Origin of the sequence: Stenotrophomonas sp. SI-NJAU-1, assembly GCF_020883215.1 — a bacterium.
Taxonomy (GTDB): domain Bacteria; phylum Pseudomonadota; class Gammaproteobacteria; order Xanthomonadales; family Xanthomonadaceae; genus Stenotrophomonas; species Stenotrophomonas indicatrix.
In genome coordinates, this window is sequence record NZ_CP086598.1 from 73,144 (window position 1) to 95,627 (window position 22,484).

At 68.1% G+C, this 22,484-nt stretch carries 20 protein-coding genes; 17 read left to right on the forward strand and 3 right to left on the reverse strand.

Annotation, left to right across the window (positions count from 1 at the left end; genetic code table 11):
- Positions 1 to 70: 70 nt before the first annotated feature.
- The 6 genes from LMF57_RS00295 (at position 71) to LMF57_RS00320 (ending at position 7,211) form a co-directional block, all read left to right on the forward strand.
- A complete protein-coding gene (locus tag LMF57_RS00295) occupies positions 71 to 1,273 on the forward strand; it encodes a fatty acid desaturase (protein WP_229290495.1) in 1,203 nt (400 codons plus the stop codon).
- A complete protein-coding gene (locus LMF57_RS00300) occupies positions 1,270 to 1,605 on the forward strand; it encodes an EF-hand domain-containing protein (protein ID WP_117309146.1) in 336 nt (111 codons plus the stop codon). The genes LMF57_RS00295 and LMF57_RS00300 overlap by 4 nt, the downstream gene beginning before the upstream one ends.
- Positions 1,606 to 1,624: 19 nt before the next feature.
- The gene (mutM, locus tag LMF57_RS00305; protein ID WP_093820299.1) at positions 1,625 to 2,437 is read left to right on the forward strand and encodes a bifunctional DNA-formamidopyrimidine glycosylase/DNA-(apurinic or apyrimidinic site) lyase; all 813 of its coding nucleotides are present in this window, start codon (positions 1,625 to 1,627) and stop codon (positions 2,435 to 2,437) included.
- 69 nt (positions 2,438 to 2,506) lie between these two features.
- Positions 2,507 to 3,073, forward strand: a complete 567-nt coding sequence (locus LMF57_RS00310; RefSeq protein WP_025875449.1) for an ECF-type sigma factor — start codon at positions 2,507 to 2,509, stop codon at positions 3,071 to 3,073.
- 19 nt (positions 3,074 to 3,092) lie between these two features.
- Complete coding sequence (locus tag LMF57_RS00315) at positions 3,093 to 5,558, forward strand: serine/threonine-protein kinase (RefSeq protein ID WP_229290496.1); 2,466 nt, start codon at positions 3,093 to 3,095, stop codon at positions 5,556 to 5,558.
- A gap of 48 nt (positions 5,559 to 5,606) precedes the next feature.
- A complete protein-coding gene (locus LMF57_RS00320) occupies positions 5,607 to 7,211 on the forward strand; it encodes a glucan biosynthesis protein D (RefSeq protein WP_229290497.1) in 1,605 nt (534 codons plus the stop codon).
- A 545-nt stretch (positions 7,212 to 7,756) separates the two neighbouring features.
- On the opposite strand, the gene LMF57_RS00325 is transcribed toward LMF57_RS00320, so the two are convergent.
- Positions 7,757 to 8,377, reverse strand: a complete 621-nt coding sequence (locus tag LMF57_RS00325; protein ID WP_025875442.1) for a thymidine kinase — start codon at positions 8,375 to 8,377, stop codon at positions 7,757 to 7,759.
- A 102-nt stretch (positions 8,378 to 8,479) separates the two neighbouring features.
- Here LMF57_RS00325 and LMF57_RS00330 point away from each other — a divergent pair, with 102 nt between their 5' ends.
- Together LMF57_RS00330 and LMF57_RS00335 are read left to right on the forward strand one after the other, a co-directional pair.
- Positions 8,480 to 10,456 (forward strand): UvrD-helicase domain-containing protein, encoded by a 1,977-nt coding sequence (locus LMF57_RS00330; protein WP_093820450.1) that lies wholly within the window; start codon positions 8,480 to 8,482, stop codon positions 10,454 to 10,456.
- A gap of 261 nt (positions 10,457 to 10,717) precedes the next feature.
- On the forward strand, positions 10,718 to 11,245 hold the full coding sequence (locus tag LMF57_RS00335) for a GNAT family N-acetyltransferase (RefSeq protein WP_229290498.1): 528 nt from the start codon (positions 10,718 to 10,720) through the stop codon (positions 11,243 to 11,245).
- Between the two features lie 103 nt (positions 11,246 to 11,348).
- Here the strand turns inward: LMF57_RS00335 and LMF57_RS00340 are convergent, their stop codons facing one another.
- Entirely contained in the window at positions 11,349 to 11,999 is a 651-nt protein-coding gene (locus LMF57_RS00340) for a DUF480 domain-containing protein (protein WP_229290499.1), read from the reverse strand.
- A 100-nt stretch (positions 12,000 to 12,099) separates the two neighbouring features.
- Between LMF57_RS00340 and LMF57_RS00345 the strand changes: the two genes are divergently transcribed.
- The 6 genes from LMF57_RS00345 (at position 12,100) to LMF57_RS00370 (ending at position 19,045) form a co-directional block, all read left to right on the forward strand.
- Positions 12,100 to 13,020 (forward strand): 5'-nucleotidase, lipoprotein e(P4) family, encoded by a 921-nt coding sequence (locus LMF57_RS00345; RefSeq protein ID WP_229290500.1) that lies wholly within the window; start codon positions 12,100 to 12,102, stop codon positions 13,018 to 13,020.
- Complete coding sequence (gene pyrF / locus LMF57_RS00350) at positions 13,017 to 13,742, forward strand: orotidine-5'-phosphate decarboxylase (RefSeq protein WP_229290501.1); 726 nt, start codon at positions 13,017 to 13,019, stop codon at positions 13,740 to 13,742. The genes LMF57_RS00345 and pyrF overlap by 4 nt, the downstream gene beginning before the upstream one ends.
- A gap of 219 nt (positions 13,743 to 13,961) precedes the next feature.
- Positions 13,962 to 14,786: a serine protease gene (locus tag LMF57_RS00355; RefSeq protein ID WP_229290502.1), complete on the forward strand. Its 825-nt coding sequence runs from the start codon at positions 13,962 to 13,964 to the stop codon at positions 14,784 to 14,786.
- A 316-nt stretch (positions 14,787 to 15,102) separates the two neighbouring features.
- The gene (locus tag LMF57_RS00360; protein WP_229290503.1) at positions 15,103 to 16,056 is read left to right on the forward strand and encodes a hypothetical protein; all 954 of its coding nucleotides are present in this window, start codon (positions 15,103 to 15,105) and stop codon (positions 16,054 to 16,056) included.
- On the forward strand, positions 16,056 to 18,692 hold the full coding sequence (plsB, locus tag LMF57_RS00365) for a glycerol-3-phosphate 1-O-acyltransferase PlsB (protein WP_208082805.1): 2,637 nt from the start codon (positions 16,056 to 16,058) through the stop codon (positions 18,690 to 18,692). The genes LMF57_RS00360 and plsB overlap by 1 nt, the downstream gene beginning before the upstream one ends.
- Positions 18,689 to 19,045: a hypothetical protein gene (locus LMF57_RS00370; RefSeq protein WP_117309156.1), complete on the forward strand. Its 357-nt coding sequence runs from the start codon at positions 18,689 to 18,691 to the stop codon at positions 19,043 to 19,045. The genes plsB and LMF57_RS00370 overlap by 4 nt, the downstream gene beginning before the upstream one ends.
- Positions 19,046 to 19,254: 209 nt before the next feature.
- Here the strand turns inward: LMF57_RS00370 and LMF57_RS00375 are convergent, their stop codons facing one another.
- On the reverse strand, positions 19,255 to 19,458 hold the full coding sequence (locus tag LMF57_RS00375) for a YdcH family protein (protein ID WP_117309157.1): 204 nt from the start codon (positions 19,456 to 19,458) through the stop codon (positions 19,255 to 19,257).
- A gap of 90 nt (positions 19,459 to 19,548) precedes the next feature.
- On the opposite strand from LMF57_RS00375, the gene ttcA reads away from it, so the two are divergent.
- From ttcA to LMF57_RS00390, 3 genes are read left to right on the forward strand one after another with little or no spacing between them, the layout of a single operon-like run.
- Positions 19,549 to 20,445 (forward strand): tRNA 2-thiocytidine(32) synthetase TtcA, encoded by an 897-nt coding sequence (ttcA, locus tag LMF57_RS00380; RefSeq protein WP_208082804.1) that lies wholly within the window; start codon positions 19,549 to 19,551, stop codon positions 20,443 to 20,445.
- A 36-nt stretch (positions 20,446 to 20,481) separates the two neighbouring features.
- Complete coding sequence (locus LMF57_RS00385) at positions 20,482 to 21,387, forward strand: recombination-associated protein RdgC (protein WP_025875418.1); 906 nt, start codon at positions 20,482 to 20,484, stop codon at positions 21,385 to 21,387.
- A 59-nt stretch (positions 21,388 to 21,446) separates the two neighbouring features.
- Positions 21,447 to 22,226: a SprT family zinc-dependent metalloprotease gene (locus tag LMF57_RS00390; RefSeq protein WP_229290504.1), complete on the forward strand. Its 780-nt coding sequence runs from the start codon at positions 21,447 to 21,449 to the stop codon at positions 22,224 to 22,226.
- Positions 22,227 to 22,484 lie beyond the last annotated feature (258 nt).

Sequence of the window (22,484 nt, forward strand, 5' to 3'; positions counted from 1 at the left end):
GTGCAAGGTGCAGTTTGCAACGCAAGCGCCCATGATGTCTCCCATACCTGTGTTGCTCTGGAGCGCCGCCATGCCTGATGCCCTGATGTCCCTGCTGACCGGTGGCGTGCTGGGCCTGGGCTGGTGGCAGCTGGCCCTGGTGCTGCTGGTCTTCACCCAGCTCACGATCTTCTCGGTCACCCTCTACCTGCACCGCAGCCAGGCGCACCGGGGCGTGGACTTCCATCCGGTGGTCGCGCACTTCTTCCGCTTCTGGACCTGGCTGACCACCTCGATGATCACCAAGGAGTGGGTGGCGATCCATCGCAAGCACCACGCCAAGGTGGAAACCGAGGACGACCCGCACAGCCCGGTTACCCGCGGCATCGGCCAGGTGTTCTGGCGCGGCGTGGAGCTTTACCGCGAAGCACGCGGCATGCGTGAGGACATCGAACAGTACGGTCGCGGCACTCCGGACGACGCGATCGAGCGCCGCCTGTACACCCCGTACGCCACGTTCGGCCCGGTGCTGCTGTTTGCGGTCAACAGCGTGCTGTTCGGCCTGCCGGGCGTCGCCCTGTGGGCGATCCAGATGGCGTGGATCCCGTTCTGGGCCGCCGGTGTGGTCAATGGCCTGGGCCACTGGTGGGGCTATCGCAACTACGAGTCGGCCGACACCTCCACCAACCTGACGCCGTGGGCGTTCTGGATTGGTGGCGAGGAACTGCACAACAACCACCATGCGTTCCCCAGTTCGGCGCGCTTTGCGATGCGGCGCTGGGAATTCGACATCGGCTGGAGTGCGATCCGCCTGCTGCAGGCATTGCGCCTGGCCAAGGTCCTGCGTGTCGCGCCGGCCATGGACGTGCGCCCGAACATCGCCGTGCCCGACGCCGATACCCTGAAGGCACTGCTGTCGCATCGCTTCCAGGCGATGACCGACTACCAGCGCAACGTGTTCATGCCGGCATTGCGCGAAGAAGCGCGACACGCAGGGGCCAAGCTGCGCCGGTTGCTGCCGCGCCGGCTACGCCGGGGCCTGGTCAACGACGGCCGCTGGTTGAAGCCGGACAGCCGCGCCCAGCTCAGCGAATGGGTCGCCCAGCGCCCGCGCATCCGCACCCTGGTGGAATACCGCGCACGCTTGGCGACGCTGCTGGAAGCACGCGGCCACGATGCCGCCGAGCGCCTGCGACAACTGCAGGCCTGGTGCCGCGAGGCCGAGGAAAGCGGCATCGCCGCGCTGCAGGCCTATGCCGCGCGACTGAAGGGCTACACCCTGGTGGGCGGATGAGGGCTGTGCTGACGGCATTGCTGCTGGCCGCCGTGTGCGCACCTGCCGTGCAGGCCCAGGTCAGCGACACCGCCAGCTACCTGCAGCGCATGGACAGCGATGGCGACGGCAAGGTCAGTGAAGCCGAGTACCTGCAGTGGATGCTGTATGCCTTTGATCGCATGGATCGCAACGGCGATGGCGTGCTGACCGCCGACGAGCTGCCCGGCGGCAAGGGCAGGGCCATCACCCGCCAGCAGCAGCGGCAGGTGATCGTGCAGCGCTTCCACAAGCAGGACGCCAACGGTGACGGCTTCCTGGATGCACGGGAACTGGCTGCACCGCCGCGCTGAGCGGGCATAGAATCGTCCCATGCCCGAACTGCCCGAAGTAGAAACCACCCGCCGTGGCCTGGCGCCACACCTGCAGGGCCGCCGCGTGCACGGGGTGATCCTGCGCCGTGCCGACCTGCGTTGGCCGATTCCACCGGAAGTGGCCGAGCTGCTGCCCGGCCAGCGCATCGAAGAGGTGCGTCGCCGCGCCAAGTACCTGCTGCTGGATACCGCCATCGGCAGCGCCGTGCTGCACCTGGGCATGTCCGGCAGCCTGCGCGTGCTGCCCGGCGACACCCCGTTGCGCGCGCACGACCATGTGGACATCAGCCTGGACAACGGCCGCCTGCTGCGCTTCAACGACCCGCGCCGCTTCGGCAGCCTGCTCTGGCAGCCGGCCGGCGAGATCCACCCGCTGCTGAAGGGCCTGGGCCCGGAGCCGCTGGACGACGCCTTCGACGGCGACTACCTGTTTGCCCGCAGCCGCGGCCGCAGCGCGCCGGTGAAGACCTTCCTGATGGACCAGGCGGTGGTGGTCGGGGTGGGCAACATCTACGCCGCCGAGAGCCTGTACAAGGCGGGGATCAGCCCGCTGCGCGAGGCCGGCAAGGTCACCCGCGAGCGCTATCGGCGGCTGGCCACGGCAGTGAAGGAAACGCTGGACTACGCCATCACCCGCGGTGGCACCACCCTGCGCGATTTCATCAGCCCCGACGGCGCGCCGGGCTACTTCGAGCAGGAGCTGCTGGTCTATGGCCGCGATGGCCTGCCGTGCCCCGGCTGCGGCCGCCCGCTCAAGCACGCCATGATCGGCCAGCGGGCGAGCGTGTGGTGCAGCCGCTGCCAGCGCTGAACGTCTTCATGCGCTGCACACGCGCAGCGCTATAGTCCAGCCGACATCCGCTGCGGGGGAGCGTTGGCGATGGACGAAGGCCCGGATATCACCGTATGGCTGGATGCTGCGCGCGGTGGCGACCGCGCCGCGCTCGACCGTGTGCTGACCACCCTGTACCAGGAACTGCACAGCATGGCCCGGCGGCAGCTGGCCGGGCAGCAGGGACGCACCCTGGATGCGACCTCGCTGGTCCACGAGTCCTACCTGAAACTGCTGGGCAGCCGCGGTGCGGCGCGCTTCGAGGACCGTGCGCACTTCTTCGCCTATGCGGCGTCGGCGATGCGCAGCGTGGTCGTCGATTACGCGCGCAACCGGCTGGCGCGCAAACGCGGGGGCGACCTCAAGCGGGTGGCCGAGATTCCCGAGAACAGCAGCAGCGGCGTACGCCTGGACGAGGATCTGCTGGCCCTCGATGTTGCATTGGAACGCCTGCAGGCCGTCGATGCGCACCTGGCCAAGGTGGTGGAGCTGCGCTACTTCGCCGGCTTGTCCGAACTGGAGATCGCCGAACTGAGCCAGCGCTCGGAGCGCAGCATCCGCCGCGACTGGCAGAAAGCGCGGCTGTTCCTGCTGGCCGCGATGCGCAGCGACTGACCCCGGGCCGAACCCCACGATGGACGCCGCCCGCTGGCAGCAATTGTCGTCCTGGCTGGACCAGCTGCTGGAGCTGGCGCCGGCCGCCCGCCAGCTGCGCCTGCAGCGCTTGAGTGCGCAGGACCCGACGCTGGGCCGCGAACTGGAACGCCTGCTGCAGCAGGAAGCCGACAGCCACGAGTTCATGGCCCAGCCCTTGTGGACCGCCACACCGCCAGGCCGCGCCGGCAGCGAGGTCGGGCCGTATCGGCTGCTGCATCCGCTCGGCGAAGGCGGCATGGGCGAGGTCTGGCTGGCCGAGCGCTGCGATGGCCTGTACCAGCGCCAGGTCGCGCTGAAGCTGCTGCGCAGTGGCGTCGCCGATCCGGGCCTGCGCCAGCGCTTCGGCCGCGAGCGGCAGATCCTGGCCCGCCTGCAGCACCCGCACCTGGCACAGCTGCTGGACGCCGGGGTGGACCAGCACGGGCAGCCCTACCTGGCGCTGGACTACGTGGAAGGCGAGCCGATCAGCGACTACTGCCGGCGCCTGCAACCGCCGCTGGAAACACGGCTGCAGCTGATGCTGCAGGTCTGCGCGGTGGTCAGCCACGCGCATGCGAACCTGGTGGTGCACCGCGACCTCAAGCCCTCCAACATCCTGGTACGCGCCGATGGCACGGTGAAACTGCTCGACTTCGGCATCGCCAAGCTGCTCGACCACGACGACCCGAACGCGGCCCATCCGGCTACCGAAATCCGCGCGTTCACCCTGCACTACGCCGCGCCGGAGCAGGTGCGTGGCGAGGCGGTGACGACCCTGACCGATGTCTATTCGCTGGGCGTGGTGCTGTTCGAGGTGGTCACCGGGCACAAGCCCTATCGCCTGCGCCGGCACAGCGATGCGGAATGGGAGCGCTCGATCCTGGATGTGCAGGCACCGCGTGCCTCGGCGCTGCTGCAACGGCTGGCCGCCGAGCCGGGGGCACCGAGACGGGCGCTGCTGCGGCAGGCCAAGCGACTGCGTGGCGATCTGGACGTGCTGCTGGAAAAGGCCCTGCAGAAAGACCCGCAGCAGCGCTACAGCTCGGCCGAAGCACTGGCCGGCGACCTGCGCCGCTACCTGCAGGGGCAGCCGATCCAGGCGCGTCCGCCGGGCGTGGGTTACCGGGTGCGAAAGTACGTAGGCCGCCATCGCTGGGGCGTGGCGCTGGCCGGGCTGGCCGCGCTGGCCCTGTTGGGGACCACGTCCTTCGCCCTGTGGCAGTTGCGCCAGGCGCGGGCGGAAATGGCGCGTGCGCAGGCCATGCAGGATTTCACTGTTGGCCTGTTCGACAAGGCGGCCAGCCAGCGCCACGGCCATTTCGACGTGCCGCAGTTGCTGGCCACCGGCCAGCAACGGGGCGAAGCCGAACTGGCTGACCAGCCGCTGGCGCTGGCCGAGCTGCAAGGGGTGATCGGCCGCCTGCGCATCGGCCTGGGCGACTACCAGCTGGCGCTGCAGACCCTGGACCAGCAGCGCCGGCTGCTGCAGGAGGTGGGCGAGGTGCCGCCGGCGCTGCAGATCGAGGCGGTTACCCAGCGCGGGCGGGCACTGCGCATGCTCGGTCGCGGACGCGAGTGCCTGGCGCACCTGCAGCCACTGCAACCGCTGGCGGCCAGCCAGGCGGCGGCATTGCCGGCGGCGGTGGCCGAGTTCCACAGCCAGCTTGGGCGTTGCCAGGCCCAACTGGGTGACGCCGATGCGGCGCGACGTTCGTTCCAGCAGGCGCTGGCGCTGCGTCACCAGGGGATGGTCGAGCGCTTCGGGCGTGCTGAATCACTGGCCGATCTGGCCGCCCTGGACGCCACCGCCGGACGCCTGCCGGCCGCGCTGGCGGGGTACCGGCAGGCGCTGGCCCTGCTCGGCCAACGCGCCGATGCCAGCAGCCCGCAGGTGATCAGCCTGCATCGCCAGCTGGGCGATGTGCTGGCCCGGCAGGGCGACACGCAGGCGGCAGCGGCCGAGCTGGAGCTGGCCTGGCAGGCGGCACAGGAGGCATGGGGACCGCGCCACCCGGAGGCACTGGTGGTCCGCCGCGCACGCGCGCTGCTGGCCCTGCAGCGCGGCCAGCACGCGCTGGCCGGCCAGGAACTGCGGCAGGTGCAGGCACAGCTGCTCGGCGCCCTGGGCCCGGACCATCGCGAGATCGGCTACGGCGAGTTCGCGCTGGGGAAGTGGGCCAGCGCCAGCGGCGACCCCTCGGCAGCAGCAGCGCACTATGCCCGCGCGGTGGCGATCTGGCGGCAACCGGATCACGTCGCCCTGCTGCCGCAGGCGCTGCTCGCACAGGGGCAGGTCCTGCAGCAGGCCGGCCAGATCGCGCAGGCCCGCACCGTGCTGGCCGAGGCACGACAGCTGCTGCTGGCCCAGCGCGGTCCGCAGGCACCGGCCCTGCACGAGCTTGATGCCCGCCTTGCGGCATTGGCGCAGGCTGAACAGGGTATCGAGTCCACCGCTGCCCGTTAACGTTTGTCTGCCTATGATGGCCGACCTTCCCTTTGCTCCCGCGCCTGCATGCAACGACGCGACTTCATCCGCAATGCCTCCCTGGCCCTGGCCGCTTTCGGCCTGCCGTCACTGCCGGCCTGCGCGGCCAGCAAGAGTGGCCAGCTTGGGCTGCGCCGGCTTGGCCAGCCGCAGCCGTTCGATTTCGCCACCCTGAAGGGCCAGGCGCGCGCGCTGGCACAGGCGCCCTACCAGAGCCACAAGCGGGTGCTGCCGGGCAAGCTGGAGGCGCTGGACTGGGATCAGTACCAGTCGATCGGCTATCGCCAGGACCACGCCCTGTGGGCCGACCAGCCGGGTAAGTTCCAGGCCAAGTTCTTCCACTTGGGTCTGTACTTCCATTCGCCCGTGCGCATGTACGACGTGGTCGACGGCAAGGCGCAGGAACTGGCCTATGACGGCGCCGCGTTCAACTACGGCAAGAGCGGGTTGAAGAATGGTGAGCTGCCGGCCGACCTCGGCTTTGCCGGTTTCCGGCTGAACACGCGCAAGGACACCGACCGCGATTTCGCCGCGTTCCTGGGTGCCAGCTACTTCCGCGCAGTGGGCAAGGAAGGCCAGTACGGCCAGTCCGCGCGTGGCCTGGCCATCGACACCGGCATGGGCAAGCCGGAGGAATTCCCCGACTTCATCGCCTATTACCTGGAACAGCCTGCGGCCGACTCGGACACCATCATCGTCTATGCGCTGCTGGATTCGCCCAGCGTGGCCGGTGCCTACCGCTTCGCCGTCACCAACGGCGAGGTGCTGCTGATGGACATCGACAGCGCGTTGTACCCGCGCAAGACCATCGAGCGGCTGGGCATCGCTCCCTGCACCAGCATGTACCAAGTGGGCGAGAACGACCGCCGCATGGGTTGGGACTGGCGCCCGGAAATCCACGATACCGACGGGCTGTCGCTGTGGACCGGCGCTGGTGAATGGATCTGGCGGCCGCTGGTGAACCCGCGCAACCTGCGCTTCAACATGTTCGTCGACCGCAATCCGCGTGGCTTTGGCCTGCTGCAGCGTGACCGCAACTTCGACCATTACCAGGACGACGGCGTGTTCTACGAGAAGCGTCCGTGCCTGTGGGTGGAGCCGAAGGGCGATTGGGGCGAGGGCTCGGTGCAGCTGGTGGAGATTCCCACCGTCGATGAAACCTTCGACAACATCGTGGCCTTCTGGAACCCGAAGGAAAAGCCGCAGCCGGGCCAGGAACTGCTGGTCGGCTACCGGCTGTACTGGGGCGCACAGCCGCCGGCGCATACGCCGCTGGCCCATTGCGTTGCCAGCCGCACCGGCCTGGGCGGGGTGATCGGCAAGAAGCGCGAGTATTTCTCGTGGCGCTTTGCAGTCGACTTCGAAGGCGGCGAACTGGCCAGCCTGATCGACAAGGCTGATGTCGAAGCGGTTGTTGAAACCAGCCGTGGCCGGGTGGAGATCGTCTCGGCGCGGCCGTTGCGCGAGATCAAGGGCTACCGCGCGATGTTCGACCTGGTGCCGCCGGAGGGCAGCAGCGAGCAGATCGACATCCGCCTGTACCTGCGCAGTGGCGGCAAGACCCTCACCGAAACCTGGCTGTACCAGTACACCCCGCCGCCGGCTGGTGCGCCAGAGCGCACGCTGTACTGAGAGGGGTGTTGGTTTGCAGGGCTTGCAGCCCTGCACCTGCCGAGGCCAAAGCAACAGCAACAGCAACAGCAACAGCCGAAGCAGAAGCTGGTTTCCTGTGGGTAGGCGGGGTGGGTCCGGTTGCGGGGGACGCTGCAAGTACGTCCATGTAAGCTCGGTCGCCGCATCCATGCGGCTCACGCCCCCGCAACCGGACCCACCCCGCCTTCGACAGATTTCTGCGTCTGTCGGAACAGCTCGTGGGGTCAGATCCGTTTTCCGAAGGAAACCGGATCTGACCCCGGAATTTCATTCGACATCTGACAAATGTGTCGACCAAGGTCGACACCTGCCAACAGCTGCGGGAATCTGTCAGAGGTGGGGCGGTGTGGGCTTGCAGGACCGTTGGCGCCATGGATGGCGCCATCGAGCCCCAGGGACGGGTTTAGGGCGTGTCCTGCAAGCCGACACCGCCCCGCCATCCCACGCAATGCCAGCTTTCGCTGTTGCTGTTGCTGTTGCTGTTGCGTTGAGCAGGTGCAGGGCGCAGCCCTGCCGAACACCCCCTACAGCGGCAGCGGTGCCTGCGCCGGATCGATCCGCCCCTCGCCACGGGTGATCTTCTTGAACTCGGCGCGGCTGACCGACACGTAGCGCTCGTTGCCGCCGATCTCCACCTGCGGGCCGTCCTGCACGGCATGGCCATGTTCGTCCACGCGCACGGTCATGGTCGCCTTCTTGCCACTGTGGCAGATCGTCTTGATCTCCTGCATCTCGTCGGCCCAGGCCAGCAGGTACTGGCTGCCCTCGAACAGCTCGCCACGGAAATCGGTGCGCAGGCCGTAGCACAGCACCGGGATGCGCAGCTGGTCGACCACTTCGCTGAGCTGCCAGACCTGGCTGCGGCTGAGGAACTGCGCCTCGTCCACCAGCACGCAGCCCAGCGGTCCGTTGGCCTGCAGATCCTGGCTGACCCACTGCTGCAGGTCGGTGTCGCGTTCGAAGGCCATGCCGTCGGCGCGCAGGCCGATCCGCGAGGCGACCACGCCCGCGCCGGCACGGTCGTCCAGGCGTGGGGTCAGGATCGCCACGCGCATGCCGCGCTCGCGGTAGTTGTGCGCGCTCTGCAGCAGGGTGGTGGTCTTGCCGGCGTTCATCGCCGAATAGTAGAAATAGAGCTTGGCCATCGGCCGATTGTACGACGCCACCCGGCGCCGGCCGAAGCTGTTCAGCAAGCCCACCGGCCGGTGGCTGTGGCCGCCACCAACGCCCGCTACAATCGCACCCCAATGCACGGTCTCAATCCCCCCCAAGCTGCCGCCGTCCTCCACATCGAAGGGCCGCTGCTGGTGCTCGCCGGCGCCGGCAGTGGCAAGACGCGCGTGATCGTGGAAAAGATCGCCCACCTGATCAGCTGTGGCCGCTACCCGGCCAAGCGCATCGCCGCGATCACCTTCACCAACAAGTCGGCCAAGGAAATGCGCGAGCGCGTGGCCAAACGCCTGCGCGAGCAGGATGCCGATGAAGTGACCATCTGCACCTTCCATGCGCTGGGCCTGAAGTTCCTGCAGATCGAGCATGCCGCCGTCGGGCTCAAGCGCGGTTTCTCGATCTTCGATGCCGATGACGCGGCCGCGCAGATCAAGGACCTGATGTACGGCGCCAAGCCGGACGACATCGAGGACATGAAGAACCTGGTGTCGCGCGCCAAGAACGCCGGCCTGTCGCCGGAGCAGGCGATGGCCGCTGCGCGCAGCAACCGCGAGAAGGAAGCGGCCGGCATCTACGAGCGCTACCAGTTGCGCCTGAGCGCGTTCAACGCCGTGGACTTCGACGACCTGATCCGGTTGCCGGTGCAGATCCTGGAAGAGAACCCGGAGATCGCGCTGGCCTGGCGCGAGCGCATCGGCTACCTGCTGGTCGACGAATGCCAGGACACCAACGATGCGCAGTACCGCCTGCTCAAGCAGCTGGCCGGTGACAAGGGCAACTTCACCTGCGTGGGCGATGACGACCAGTCGATCTACGCCTGGCGCGGTGCCAACCCGGAAAACCTGCAGCAGATGGGGCGCGATTACCCGGCGCTGGAAATCATCAAGCTGGAGCAGAACTACCGGTGTTCCAACCGCGTGCTGCGCGCGGCCAACGCGCTGATCGCCAACAACCCGCACGAACACCTGAAGAAGCTGTGGAGCGACCAGGCCGACGGCGAGCGCATCCGTGTGTGGGAGTGCCGCAACAGCGAACACGAGGCCGAGAAGGTCGCCGCCGAGATCGCGTTCGTAGCGCAGACGCGCAACGTACCGTGGAGCGATTTCTGCATCCTGTTCCGCGGCAACTTCCAGTCGCGTCCGCTGGAAAAGGCGATGCAGCTGCTGCGCATCCCCTATCACCTGACCGGCGGCACCATGTTCCTGGAGCGCCAGGAAGTGAAGGACACGCTGGCCTGGCTGCGGCTGCTGGTGAACCCGGACGACGACACCGCGTTCCTGCGTGCGGTGCAGTCGCCCAAGCGCGAAGTCGGCGCCGGCACCCTGGCCAAGCTGGCCGAACTGGCCTCGGAAAAGGGCATGCCGATGGCGCAGGCCGCCGAGGCGATCGGCGCGCTGCAGCAGCTGCCACCGCGCGCGGCCAACAGCCTGGCGCGCTTCACCGACATCCTGCGTGACCTGCGCGCGCAGACGCGGCAGATCAGCTCCGGCGACATGATCCGCAAGGTCGCCAAGGAATCGGGCCTGCTCAGCGAGCTGCGGCAGCAGGCCAAGGAAGAAGCCAGCTACCAGCGTCGCGCCAACAACATCGAAGAACTGGCGCAGTGGTTCGAGGGTGGCCCGCGTGGTGCCACCGCCGCCGACCTGGCCGGCCAGTTGGCGCTGTTGTCGCGCAGCGACAAGGACGAGGGTGGCAACCAGGTGCGGATGATGACCATGCACGCCTCCAAGGGCCTGGAATTCCCCTACGTGTTCATCGTCGGCTGCGAGGACGGCGTGCTGCCGCACCAGGTCAGCCTGGACGAGGGCAATCTGCAGGAAGAGCGGCGCCTGCTGTACGTGGGGATCACCCGCGCCAAGATCCAGCTGTGGATGAGCTACAGCAAGCTGACCCGCAAGTTCGGCGAACACGTGCGGCTGAAGCCGAGCCGCTTCTTCGAGGAGATCCCGGCCGAGGAGATCCAGCGCGATGGCGCTGATCCGGTGGCGGATGCGGCGCGCAAGAAGGAGCGGGCGACGGCGGGGTTGGCGGCGATCGAGGCGTTGTTCGACTAAGGCGCTCCAACGGCGCCGCCCCTCCGTGGTCGAGCGCGCGTTGGCTACGCGGTGTGGCCGGTCGGGGTGGGTTCGCGGGGGACGCCGTGAACCCGTCCCTGGGGGCTTAGCCGCGCCATCCATGGCGCGGATACCCCCGCGAACCCACCCCGACCGGCCTCTGACAGATTCCGGGCGCGTCCTGCCACGGCAATGCAAAGAAAATCAAAAGCAACAGCCGCGCGTTGAGGCAGAATCGGGGTTTCTGCTGGAGGTCTGCGCGTGCATCCCATTGAAAGCGAACGCCTGCGCCTGCGGGCCATTGAACCGGACCGCGATGCGGCACCGATGCTGGCCCTGCTCAATGATCCGGGCTTCGTGCGTTTCATCGGTGACCGCAACGTGCGCGACGAAGCGCAGGCGCGCGAGTACATCGCCCTGCGTGTGCTGCAGAGTTATGCGTTGAATGGCTTCGGCATGTATGCGATCGAGCGGCTGTCCGATGGTGCGTGGCTGGGCAACGCCGGGCTGGTGCGCCGCGAGGGGTTGCCGGCACCGGATATCGGCTACGCGGTGCTGTCCGCATACGCGGGACAGGGCTATGCCAGCGAGGCGGCACGGGCGGTGTTCAATCACGCGCGCACGGCGCTGGGCCTGATGGATCTCTACGGCATCACCGATCTGGACAACATCGCCTCGGCGAAGGTGCTGCTGGGCCTGGGCATGCACGAGCGCGGGGTCATCCAGCTGCCGGGCATCGAAACACCCAGCCGGCTGTTCGCTACCTTGGGTGCGGCTGAGGTCGGGTAGTGCCGGCCGCTGGCCGGCAACCTGGTCATGCCTGGATGCCGGCCAGCGGCCGGCACTACCGGGTGCAGCTGCGGTGGCGCCGGGCCATGCCCGGCGGGCTGTTTCAGCCGCGCAGCCCGGCCAGTTGGGCCTGCAGCTCGGCTACTGCCGCTTCCAGCTGCGCCACGCGCTCGGCCAGGCCGGGGTCGGCCGGCTCGGCACCGCCGCCACTGCTGGCGTACTTCGCTGCCAACGCCGCGCCGTCCACTTCACCGCACAGCAGGTGCATGTAGCGGTCTTCGCGCTGGCCGCTGGCGCGCGGCAGCACCACCAGCAGGGCACGCTGCTGCAGGCGCTCGATGGCGTGGCGGGCTTCGTCGGCATCGGCGAAGCGGTGCAGGCGCTCGGCGCGGGTGACCAGTTCGCCCAGGGTCTGCGGCCCGCGCAGCAGCAGCAGGGCCAGCAGCACGGTCTGCTGCCGGGTCAGGTCCAGCGCGCTCTGCAGGCGGTGCTCGTAACGGTCGGCGCGCGAGGAGAAGTGCTGGCGCGCCAGGCCCAGTGCCTCCAGCTGGCGCAGCGCATGCTCCACGCTGCCGGCGCTCACGTTCATCACCGGCTCGCGGGCGGTCTTCTGGTTGGCCGCCGATTGCGCGGCGTTGACGGTCAGCGGGTAGGTGTCCGGGGTGGTGGCTTCCTTCTCCACCAGGCAGCCCAGCAGGCGCGCCTGTACGGCATCCAGCAGCGGAACGTCGGGGGTCTGGGCAGGGTCGGTCATGGCGGCTTCCGGAAGACAACGTGTCAACCGCCAAGCATAGCCGTCCCGGCGGCGCCTTTGCCGGTAAAATGGGCCGGTATATCTGATTGCCGGTGAATCCATGCGTCGTCCCGTTTCCTTGTCCCTGACCCTGCTCGCCACTGCGGTGCTGGGCCTGTCCGCCTGCAAGCGCGTGGAAGCGCCTGCCGAAGCCACCGCCCCGCAAGCCCCGGCCGCCGCCGCCAAGGCCGACGGTGCCCTCGACGCGACCGCCAACGACAACCTCAATGCCGTGCTGTGGATGCAGCGCGCGCAGGAATACAGGGCGATCACCGAGCAGACCTACCGCGCCGCCGCCGACCATCTGGACGTTGCGCTGAAGGAAGCCCACTGGGACGCGCTGGTACCGGAAGAGCGCGGCAACGAGGCCAAGGGCCTGAAGCCGGCCGTGGTGCTGGACGTGGACGAGACCGTGCTGGACAACTCGCCCTACCAGGCCCGCCTGGTGCGTGATGGCAAGGAATACGACGAACTCAGCTGGGACCAGTGGGTGGCCGAAAAGAAGGCCAAGGCCATTCCCGGCGTGGTCGATTTCGCCAAGGCTGCCAATGCCAAGGGCGTGACCCTGCTGTACATCTCCAACCGCGCCGTGCACCTGAAGGACGCGACCCTGGCCAACCTGCGCGAGCAGGGCCTGCCGGTGGCCGATGACAGCGTGTTCCTCGGCCTGGGCACCGTGGTTGAAGGGTGCGAGCAGGCCGGCAGCGAGAAGAACTGCCGCCGCCGCCTGGCCGGGCAGAAGTACCGCGTGCTGATGCAGTTCGGCGACCAGCTGGGTGACTTCGTCGAAGTGACCGCCAACACCAACGATGGCCGCGACGCGCTGCTGCAGCAGTATCACGACTGGTTCGGCGAGCGCTGGTGGATGCTGCCGAATCCGACCTACGGCGGCTTCGAGCCGGCGCAGTTCAACAACGATTACGCGCAGTCGCGGCAGGCCCGTCATGACGCCAAGCGTGCTGCGCTGGACTACGCGCCGTGAGCCGCGCCCCGCTGCCGCTGCGTGACGACGAGCGCCTGATCTTCGCGCTGGACGTGCCTGACCGTGTGCAGGCGCTGGCGTGGGTCGACCGCCTTGGCGACAGCGTGGCGTTCTACAAGATCGGCATGGAACTGCTCGCGTCCGGCGAGTACTTCCAGGTGCTGGACGAACTGGCACGCCGCGACAAGCGCGTGTTCGTCGACCTGAAGTTCTTCGACATCCCGGCCACCGCTGCGGCGGTGATCAAGCGCTTGGCGCAGTGGCCGGTCAGCTACGCCACCATCCATGGCTGGCATCCGGCGATGATGGAGGCCTGCGCGGCCGCCAACGGCGGCGACATGCGCCTGCTGGCGGTGACCGTGCTGACCTCGATGGGCCGCCCGGACCTGGCGCAGATGGGCATCGACCGCGAGCCGGTGGAGGTCGTGGTCGAACGCGCGCTGGCCGCACAGGCCGCTGGCATCGACGGCGTGATCGCCTCCGGCCAGGAAGCCGGCCCGATCCGCGCCGCGACCGGCGCCGGTTTCTCGATCGTCTGCCCGGGCATCCGCCCCGGTGGCCCGGTCGGCGATGACCAGAAGCGCACGGTGGGTGTGGCGCAGGCGTTTGCCGATGGTGCCGATGCCATCGTGGTCGGTCGTCCGATCCGCCATGCGTCCGATCCGCAGGCTGCAGCACGGGCGATCCAGCAGGAAATCGCGACGGCTCTGGCCGCGCGCTGAGCCCCGCCCCGACGGCGGTCACGCCGGCACCACGAACGCCATCCCGTCGAATGCGGGATGGCGTTCGCATTTGTGCCTGTTGCTCTGACGCACCCGACCCCAGCCGGGAAAACTGTGCGCCGCATCGCGCTGTACGCGTGGAGCGCCCTCTATCAATCGATGCACCAGCACGGACCGCGGCCGTGCCGGTTCCAACCATCGATAGAGGAATACACGGATATGTATCGCAGCACCTCTTTGTTGTTCGGCGGCCTGTTGGCGGCGGCCATCGTCTTTCCCGCCACGGCTGCACCCCAATCCCGCGAAGCACCGCGCATCATCGGCGGCGAGGCGGCCAAGCCGGGCGACTACCCGTTCATGGTCAGCATCCAGCGCTTGTCCTACGGCGACAGTGACCACGGTCGCCACTGGTGTGGCGCCACGCTGATTTCGCCCTCCTGGGTGCTGACCGCCTCGCACTGCGTGGAAGGTGATCGCCCGGATGATCTGGCCGTGCTGGGGGGCGCTACCGCGCTGTCCACCGAGCCGTCGGCGCGCCCCTCCAACGTCAAGGCCATCCACATGCATCCGGCGTTCAACAGCGGCAACACGCTGGAACATGATGTTGCCCTGATCCAGCTCAGCGCACCGTTGGCCGATGCGCAGCCGGTCGCGCTGCGGTTGCGGCCCGATGCCAACTATCTCAAGCCAGGCCGGGAGTTCACGGTGATCGGCTGGGGCGACACCGACATCAGTGACGGACGGCTCTATCCCACCCAGCTGCAGACGGTGCAGACCCCGTTCGTCCCCTTCGCCGAGTGCCAGCAGGCGTACGGAGGCGAGCTCGCACGCGGCAAGGTGATCTGCGCCGGCCGCGAAGGGATCGACAGCTGTCAGGGTGACTCCGGTGGTCCGCTGCTGCTGCGCCTGCGCGAGGGCTGGACCCAGTTCGGTGTTGTCAGCTGGGGCGAAGGCTGCGCGTTGGCCGGCTACCCCGGCGTTTATGCCCGAATCGCCGAAAAACATGCCGTAGATTTCATTGAAGCAGTCTGGCAACGCGATTGAGCCAATAAAATCAATGGGTTGAATGACATTTCATCATGTGTTGCGTTAACTTTGCGGGCAGCGTAGGATCGCCGCCATCCGGTCTTCGGGCCGGACATGCGCCACAACACTGTCCACCGGCCCTGCGCCGGTTTGAAGAGCCTGCGATCCCTGTGGTCCGGGCTCTTTTTTTGTCCGCCGGGTGCGGCAAGGGCCCATCGGCGCGGGGCGTGGATGCACCGCGCAGTGCGCGCCATGGCAGAAACCGTGACGCCCCGGCTTGCCGCTGTCACGTCGCAGGCCGCAAGATGCGGACCGGTCCGGGGAGTCCGATTGCATGAGCGTGGTAATGCGAGGAAGGTCTGCGCGGGGATGGGGGCTGGCGGCCGTGCTGCTGCTGGCCATCGCCGCGTGCCGTGAATCCGGCAGTGATCCGGCCGCCGCGCCGGCCGAACCTGTCGCTGCAGTACAGGCGATGGCGCAACGGCTGGCCGAGGACGACCTGGTCGGCTATGCAAAGCTGTCGGTGCCCCCCAGCCAGTACCAGCGCCTGCAGCAGGCCTGGGCCGACGGCCACAGCCAGTGGCCGCTGACCGGACTGCCGCTGGGCGACCAGCTGCTGCCGATGCTGGCGGCGCTGCGTGAGCCCGGCGCCAGCGTGCAGCTGCAGCGCAGTTTCGATCGCCAGCTGGCTGGCCAGGCCCGCGCCGTGCGCCAGGCCGCGCAGTCGATGGGCAACTTCGGTGTGCAGTACCTGCGGCACCAGAAGGGCTATACGCCCGGCCAGCAGGCGCACTACATCCAGCTGGTGCAGACCCTGGCCGCCTGGGCGCAGGATGCCCCGATCAGCGACCGCGCCAGAGCCCGCAGCAGCATCGCCGCCCTCGTCGGCGCCGCCGCCCAGGTGGGTTTCCAGGACGATGCCGGTCTGCAGGCCGCAGGCATGGAAGGCAGCCTGCAGCAGCTGGCGCCGTTCGTCCACACGCTGAAGGCGGTGCTGGCCAGTTATGGCCTGGGCGTGGACGAGGCGCTGCGCAGCGTGCGCGGTGAGCTGCTGTCGGTCGAGGGCGACAACGCCCTGGTGCGCCTGCAGTACGAGCTCGCCGGCCGCGCGATGACCGTGCAGGTGCCGCTGAGCCGGCGCGAGGGGCACTGGTACCTGACCCGCACCCTGGCCGATACCGATGCCCTGTTGCGGCAGGCCGATGCGGCGCGCGCTGCTGCCGCTCCGGACCCTGTGCCCGCCCCGACAACCGATGGGGAAGCGGCAACGCCATCGGCTAAGCCATAATGACGCCGATGTCGAAACAGAACCCGCTGCCGTTCCCCGGCGAAGAATCCCAGCCGACGCCCGCCGACACGGCGCCGGCGTCCCCCTCGACCGACGCCGGCACGCCGCCGGCGGCGACGCCTGTGCACGCGCGTCCTGCCGGCCGCCGCCCACTGTGGGCGCGCCTGCTCGGGCGCCTGGTGGAGCCCTGGCTGTCGCTGAAGATCGAGCCGGAAGACCCGGGCCAGTACAATGATGGCCGCCCGGTCATGTACGTGCTGGAAGACTACGGCCTGTCCAACGCGCTGATCCTGGACAAGGCCTGCCGCCAGGCTGGCCTGCCGTCGCCGCTGGTACCGCTGGCCGGTGACCCCACCGGCCGCAAGCGCGCCTACCTGGCCCTGTCGCGGCGCAGCTCGAGCAACTCGCTGATTCCCGAGCAGCGCGGCGCCAAGACCCATTCCGATTCGCTGGCCAAGGTCCTGCAGGCCCATCGCGTGCGCGACGACCTGGATGTGCACCTGGTGCCGGTGTCGATCTTCGTCGGCCGCGCCCCGGACAAGCAGAGCGGCTGGTTCGCCGTGCTGTTCTCGGAAAACTGGGCGCTGGTCGGCCGCTTCCGCCGTCTGCTCGGCCTGCTGCTGAACGGCCGCAACACCATCGTCCGCTTCGCACCGCCGATCTCGCTGCGCAGCACCGTCGACGAGGGCCTGGAGCCCGAGCGTACGGTGCGCAAGCTGCAGCGCGTGCTGCGTACCCACTTCCGCCGCATCCGCGAGTCGGTGATCGGTCCTGACCTGTCGACCCGGCGCCTGCTGGTGGACCAGGTGCTGGCCGCCGAGACGGTGCGCGAGGCGATCGCCTCGCAGGCCAAGCGCGACAACAGTAAAACCAGCGATGCCTGGAAGAAGGCGCACGCCTACGCCTGGGAAATCGCCGCGGACTATTCCAGCCCGGTGGTGCGCTCGGCCAGCTTCATGCTCAGCCATGTGTGGAACCGCATCTACGCCGGCGTGCTGGTGCACCACCTGGACAAGTTCAAGGCCGCAGCGCCGGGCCACGAAGTGGTCTACGTGCCCAGCCACCGCAGCCACATGGACTACCTGCTGCTGTCCTACCTGCTGTACGACCGCGGTATCGTGCCGCCGCACATCGTGGCCGGCATCAACCTGAACCTGCCGGTGGTCGGCACCCTGCTGCGCAAGGGCGGTGCGTTCTTCATCCGCCGCTCGATCCGCGGCAACGCGCTGTATTCGGCGGTGCTGAGCGAGTACGTGGCGCAGCTGGTCGCCGGCGGCTATTCCATCGAGTACTTCGTCGAGGGCGGGCGCTCGCGTACCGGCCGGTTGCTGCAGCCCAAGGGCGGCATGATCTCGATGACCCTGCGCGCGTTCCTGCGCCAGCCGCGCAAGCCGGTGCTGTTCCAGCCCATCTACATCGGCTACGAGAAGCTGATGGAGGGCGGCAGCTACCTGGATGAACTGTCCGGGCGGCCCAAGGAGAAGGAATCGATCTGGCAGCTGCTGTGGGGCATTCCCAAGGTGCTCAAGCAGAACTACGGCCAGGTGGTGGTGAACTTCGGCGAACCCATCGCGCTGAACGATGTGCTGGCCGAGAAAGCTCCGGAGTGGGGGGGCGAGGCGGTGTCCGAGGACGAGAAGCCCTCGTGGCTGTCGACCACCGTCGACACCCTGGCCGAGCGCATCCAGGTGCGCATCAACGGCGCGGCCGACGTCAATCCGATCAACCTGCTGGCGCTGGCGCTGCTGTCCACGCCCAAGCATGCGATGGGCGAGGCCGACCTGATCGCGCAGATCGAGCTGTGCAAGACCCTGCTGGTGGAGATGCCGTATTCGGGCCGGGTGACGGTGACCCCGCACTCGCCGGAGCGGATCATCGCCCACGCCGAAGAGATCAACGTCCTCACCCGCATCAAGCACCCGCTGGGCGACGTGCTCAGCGTCAGCGGCGATACCGCGGTGCTGCTGAGCTACTTCCGCAACAACGTGGTGCACCTGTTCACCGCATCGTCGTGGGTGGCCTGCTGCTTCCAGAACAACCGCCGCATGAGCCGCACCGGCCTGGTGCAGCTGGGCCGCACGGTGTACCCGTTCCTGCAGGCCGAACTGTTCCTGCCGTGGACCGAGGACGAGTTCGCCCAGCGCATCGACCAGACCATCGACGTGTTCGTGCGTGAGGGCCTGCTGCAGAACGTCAACGAAGACGACGGCGGCATCCTTGCCCGCAACACCGGGCAGACCGACGAAGTGTTCCGCCTGCGTGCGATCGGCCACTCGCTGCAGCAGGCATTCGAGCGCTACTACATCGCCATTTCGGTGCTGGTGAAGAACGGCCCGGGCACGCTCGGCGCCGCCGAGCTGGAAAGCCTGTGCCAGCAGGCCGCGCAGCGCCTGAGCCTGCTCTATGCACCGGCTGCGCCGGAGTTCTTCGACAAGTCGCTGTTCCGCGGCTTCATCCAGAAGCTGCGCGAGCTGCGCCTGGTGTGGCCGGACGAGAACAGCAAGCTGCTGTTCGACGAGCGCCTGGACGCCTGGGCCAAGGATGCCAAGTTCATCCTCGGCCGCGAACTGCGCCACACCATCGAACGGGTCAGCCCGGAAGCGGCGCGCCCGGACGAACCGGCACCGCAGGATTGAACCTGCGGCGCCTGACGGGCCTGGCCGCGTTGATCGCGGCCGGAGGCCTTGCAACTACTTCGGTGCAGGCGGCCGAAGCCTGCGTGGACGACAACCTGCCCGGGCGCCTTGCCGATGCGCCGGTGCGCTTGTGTCTGCTGGCAAGGACCGGGCAACCGGCGCACTACCGCCTGTGGCTGGCCGGCGAGGTGCGCATCAGCGGTGATGAATCCGCCGCTCGCCAGGGACTAGCCGGCGACTGGTACGGACACCCGTTGGAGTTGCGCTGTTCCGGTGCCGGAAACGTGCGCCGCTGCGACCTGACCGTGGACGGTGAGGCGGCCTGGAGTGCGGAGCTGGCGCTGCCGCGTTGATGCAGGGCCGCATCCACGCATGGCGTGGTTCTGCTGGATGTCCCGGCATGGCGTGGATCCATGTGTTTCCGGGTCGCCCCATCCACGCATGGCGTGGATCTACCGGGACTTCCCGGCATGGCGTGGATCCATAGGTTGCCGGGTCGTGCCATCGGCATCCGGGGCGGCATGGTCCAGTAGATCCACGCCATGCGTGGGCGGGCCCCCGGTTACGCCGGTTCGTCCGGAATCTGCAGGCTTTCCAGCTTGGTGATGCAGTCCTTCAGCTGCAGCTTGCGCCGCTTCAGGCGCTTGAACTCCAGCTCATCTTCGCCGTTGGCGGCCATGCGCGCGATCTGTTCATCCAGCGCCCGGTGCTCGGCGCGCAGGGCGACGAGGTGTTCGACGATTTCGGCGGGGTTGTAGGTGTCCACGGTCTCCGAGCATACACAGCGACGATGACTGCCGGGAGAGGGGAATCCCGACCCCGGGTCCGGGCTGCCACAAGCCGGTAGAATGGCGCCATGTCCGCCGTGATCTCCCTGCCCGATCCCCCGCAGCGCGTTCCGCGCGATCCGCGCGTGGACGGGCTCGGGGCGGACAAGCTGGGCAAGCGCCTGCGCCGCCAGGTCGGCCAGGCCATCGCCGACTTCGGCATGATCGAAGCGGGCGACAAGGTCATGGTCTGCCTGTCCGGCGGCAAGGACAGCTACACCCTGCTGGACCTGCTGCTGCAGCTGCAGAAAAAGGCGCCGGTGCCGTTCGACCTGGTGGCGGTGAACCTGGACCAGAAACAGCCGGGTTTCCCCGCGCACGTCCTGCCGGAGTACCTGGCCGGGCTGGGCGTGCCGTACCAGGTCATCGAGCAGGACACGTATTCGGTGGTCAGCCGGGTCATCCCGGAAGGCCGCACGATGTGTTCGCTGTGCTCGCGCCTGCGCCGTGGCGCGCTGTACAACCACGCCAAGGCGCATGGCTTCAGCAAGATCGCACTGGGCCACCATTGCGATGATGTGGTGGCCACGTTCTTCCTGAACCTGTTCCACCACGCCAAGCTGGCCGCCATGCCACCGAAGCTGCTCAGCGACGATGGCCAGCACGTGGTGATCCGCCCGCTGGCGTACGTGCGCGAGCACGACATCGCGCAGTACGCGCAGGCGCGCTGTTTCCCGATCATTCCCTGCACCCTGTGCGGCAGCCAGGAAAACCTGCAGCGTCGGCAGGTCAGCCTGATGCTCAAGCAGTGGGACCAGGACCATCCAGGGCGCATTGAACAGATCGCACGTGCGATGGCCGACGTGCGACCTGCGCAGCTGGCCGATGCCGCCCTGTTCGATTTCATGGCCCTGGGCCGCCGCGGCGATGCGGCGCATGCCGATGCCTGGCCGGCCGACGCAGTTCCCGAGACGCCTGCCGTTTAAGGTCGGGCGCCCTTCTTCTTCAGACACCGGAATTCCATGTTCTTTCGCAACCTGACGTTCTTCCGCTTCCCGACTGCCACTGATTTTTCCGAAGTCGACACCCTGCTGCCGCACGCCCTGCTCAAGCCGGTGGGCGCACTGGAAATGAACTCGCGTGGTTTCATCTCGCCATTCGGCCGCGAAGAGAAGGAAGTGCTCTCGCACCGCATTGCCGAACACCTGTGGCTGACCGTCGGTGGCGAGGACAAGATCCTGCCCGGCGCGGTGGTCAACGACCTGCTCGAGCGCAAGCTGGAGGAGATCGAAGAGAAGGAAGGCCGCCGCCCCGGTGGCCGCGAGCGCAAGCGCATGAAGGACGACCTGCTGCATGAACTGCTGCCGCGCGCCTTCGTGAAGTCCTCGCGCAACGATGCCTTCATCGACCAGCTGCACGGCTATGTGGCGGTGGACACCTCCAGCCGCAAGACCGGCGAATACTTCATGTCCGACATCCGCGGCCTGCTCGGCAGCTTCCCGGCGATGCCGCTGAACGCCGAAGTCGCGCCGCGTTCGATCCTGACCGGCTGGATCGCCGGCGAGCCCCTGCCCACCGGCTTCAGCCTGGGCGAGGAGTGCGAGATGAAGGACCCGGTGGAAGGCGGCGCGGTGGTCAAGTGCCAGCACCAGGAACTGCGCTGCGACGAGATCGACAAGCACCTGGATGCCGGCAAGCAGGTGACCAAGCTGGCCCTGGTGTTCGAGGACAACCTGTCCTTCGTGCTGGGCGACGACCTGATCGTGCGCAAGCTGAAGTTCCTGGACGGCGCGCTGGACCAGCTGGAACATGCCGACGAAGACGGCCGCCGTGCCGAGTTCGACGCCCGCTTCGCCCTGCAGAGTGCGGAGATCCGTCGCCTGTTCCTGCTGCTTGAAGAAGCCTTCAAGCTCAGCAAGGCTGACTGAACAGGCAGGCCGTCGGCCGCCGGTCATCCGGCGGCCTCGCACGGCGCTATGCTGGGACCATGAGCCGTCTGCTGCGCCGCCTGATCTCGCCGGTCCCACCCGCCACCGTGCAGCGCGATACCGTTCGCCTGCGCCTGGAGGATGTCGAGATCGAGATACTGCGCGTGCGTGATCCGCGCGCGCGCCGGATCAAGCTCAGCGTCGATGAGCGCGGCGCACGACTGACGTTGCCGCCGCGTGCCAGCCTGGTGATGGGCGAGCGCTTCCTGGAACTGCATCGCGAATGGCTGGGGCTGCAGCTGCGCCACTACCAGGGGCATGGCCTGCCCGCCGCGTTGCAGCCCGGCGTCGACGGTGTGCTGCCGCTGCGCGGCGAACTGCTGCCACTGCGCTGGCAGGAAGGCCGCTATGCGCGTCTGGAAATCGACGAACACGGTGCCTGCGTGCAATGGCCGAGCCGTGGCGGCGATGCGACCCTGCGCCGCCTGCTGCGCGAATTCTACGAAGCACAGACCCGCGCCGATGTCGGCCGCTGGTTGCCGAAGTACCTGCCCGGCCTGCCGCGCGCGCCCAGCCGCCTGCGGTTGAAGGTGATGTCCTCGCAATGGGGCTCGCTGGCCCCCGACGGCAGCATGGCGCTGGATCTGGCACTGGTACTGGGCCGTCCCGCCGCCTTCGAGTACGTGCTCGTGCACGAACTCTGCCACCTGATCCAGGCCAACCACTCGCCAGCGTTCTGGCACGAAGTGGAACAACGCTTCCCCGACTGGCGCGAGCAGCGCGACTATTTCCAGCTGGAAGGGCGACGCCTGAAAGCGATGCTCCGGCAACTGCTGTAGCGCCTGCGCTACAGCACCTGCCCACGCATTCCTCCTCTACCCCGCCTTCGGCGCGCCCCTTCAACAGAAGGGGCTCCACTCCATAGAGCCGGCGGCGCAGTCGAGCAAAATCGGCTCTACTGAAGCGCGCACAGCGCGCGACCCGCTTCTGCTCCTCCTCTTCTTTTTCTCTTCCGTGGTCAGCACGGAAACCATCCGTGGCCGGGCGGGGTGGGTTGCGCAGGGGCGTAAGCGCCATGGATGGCGCGCCCGAGCCTA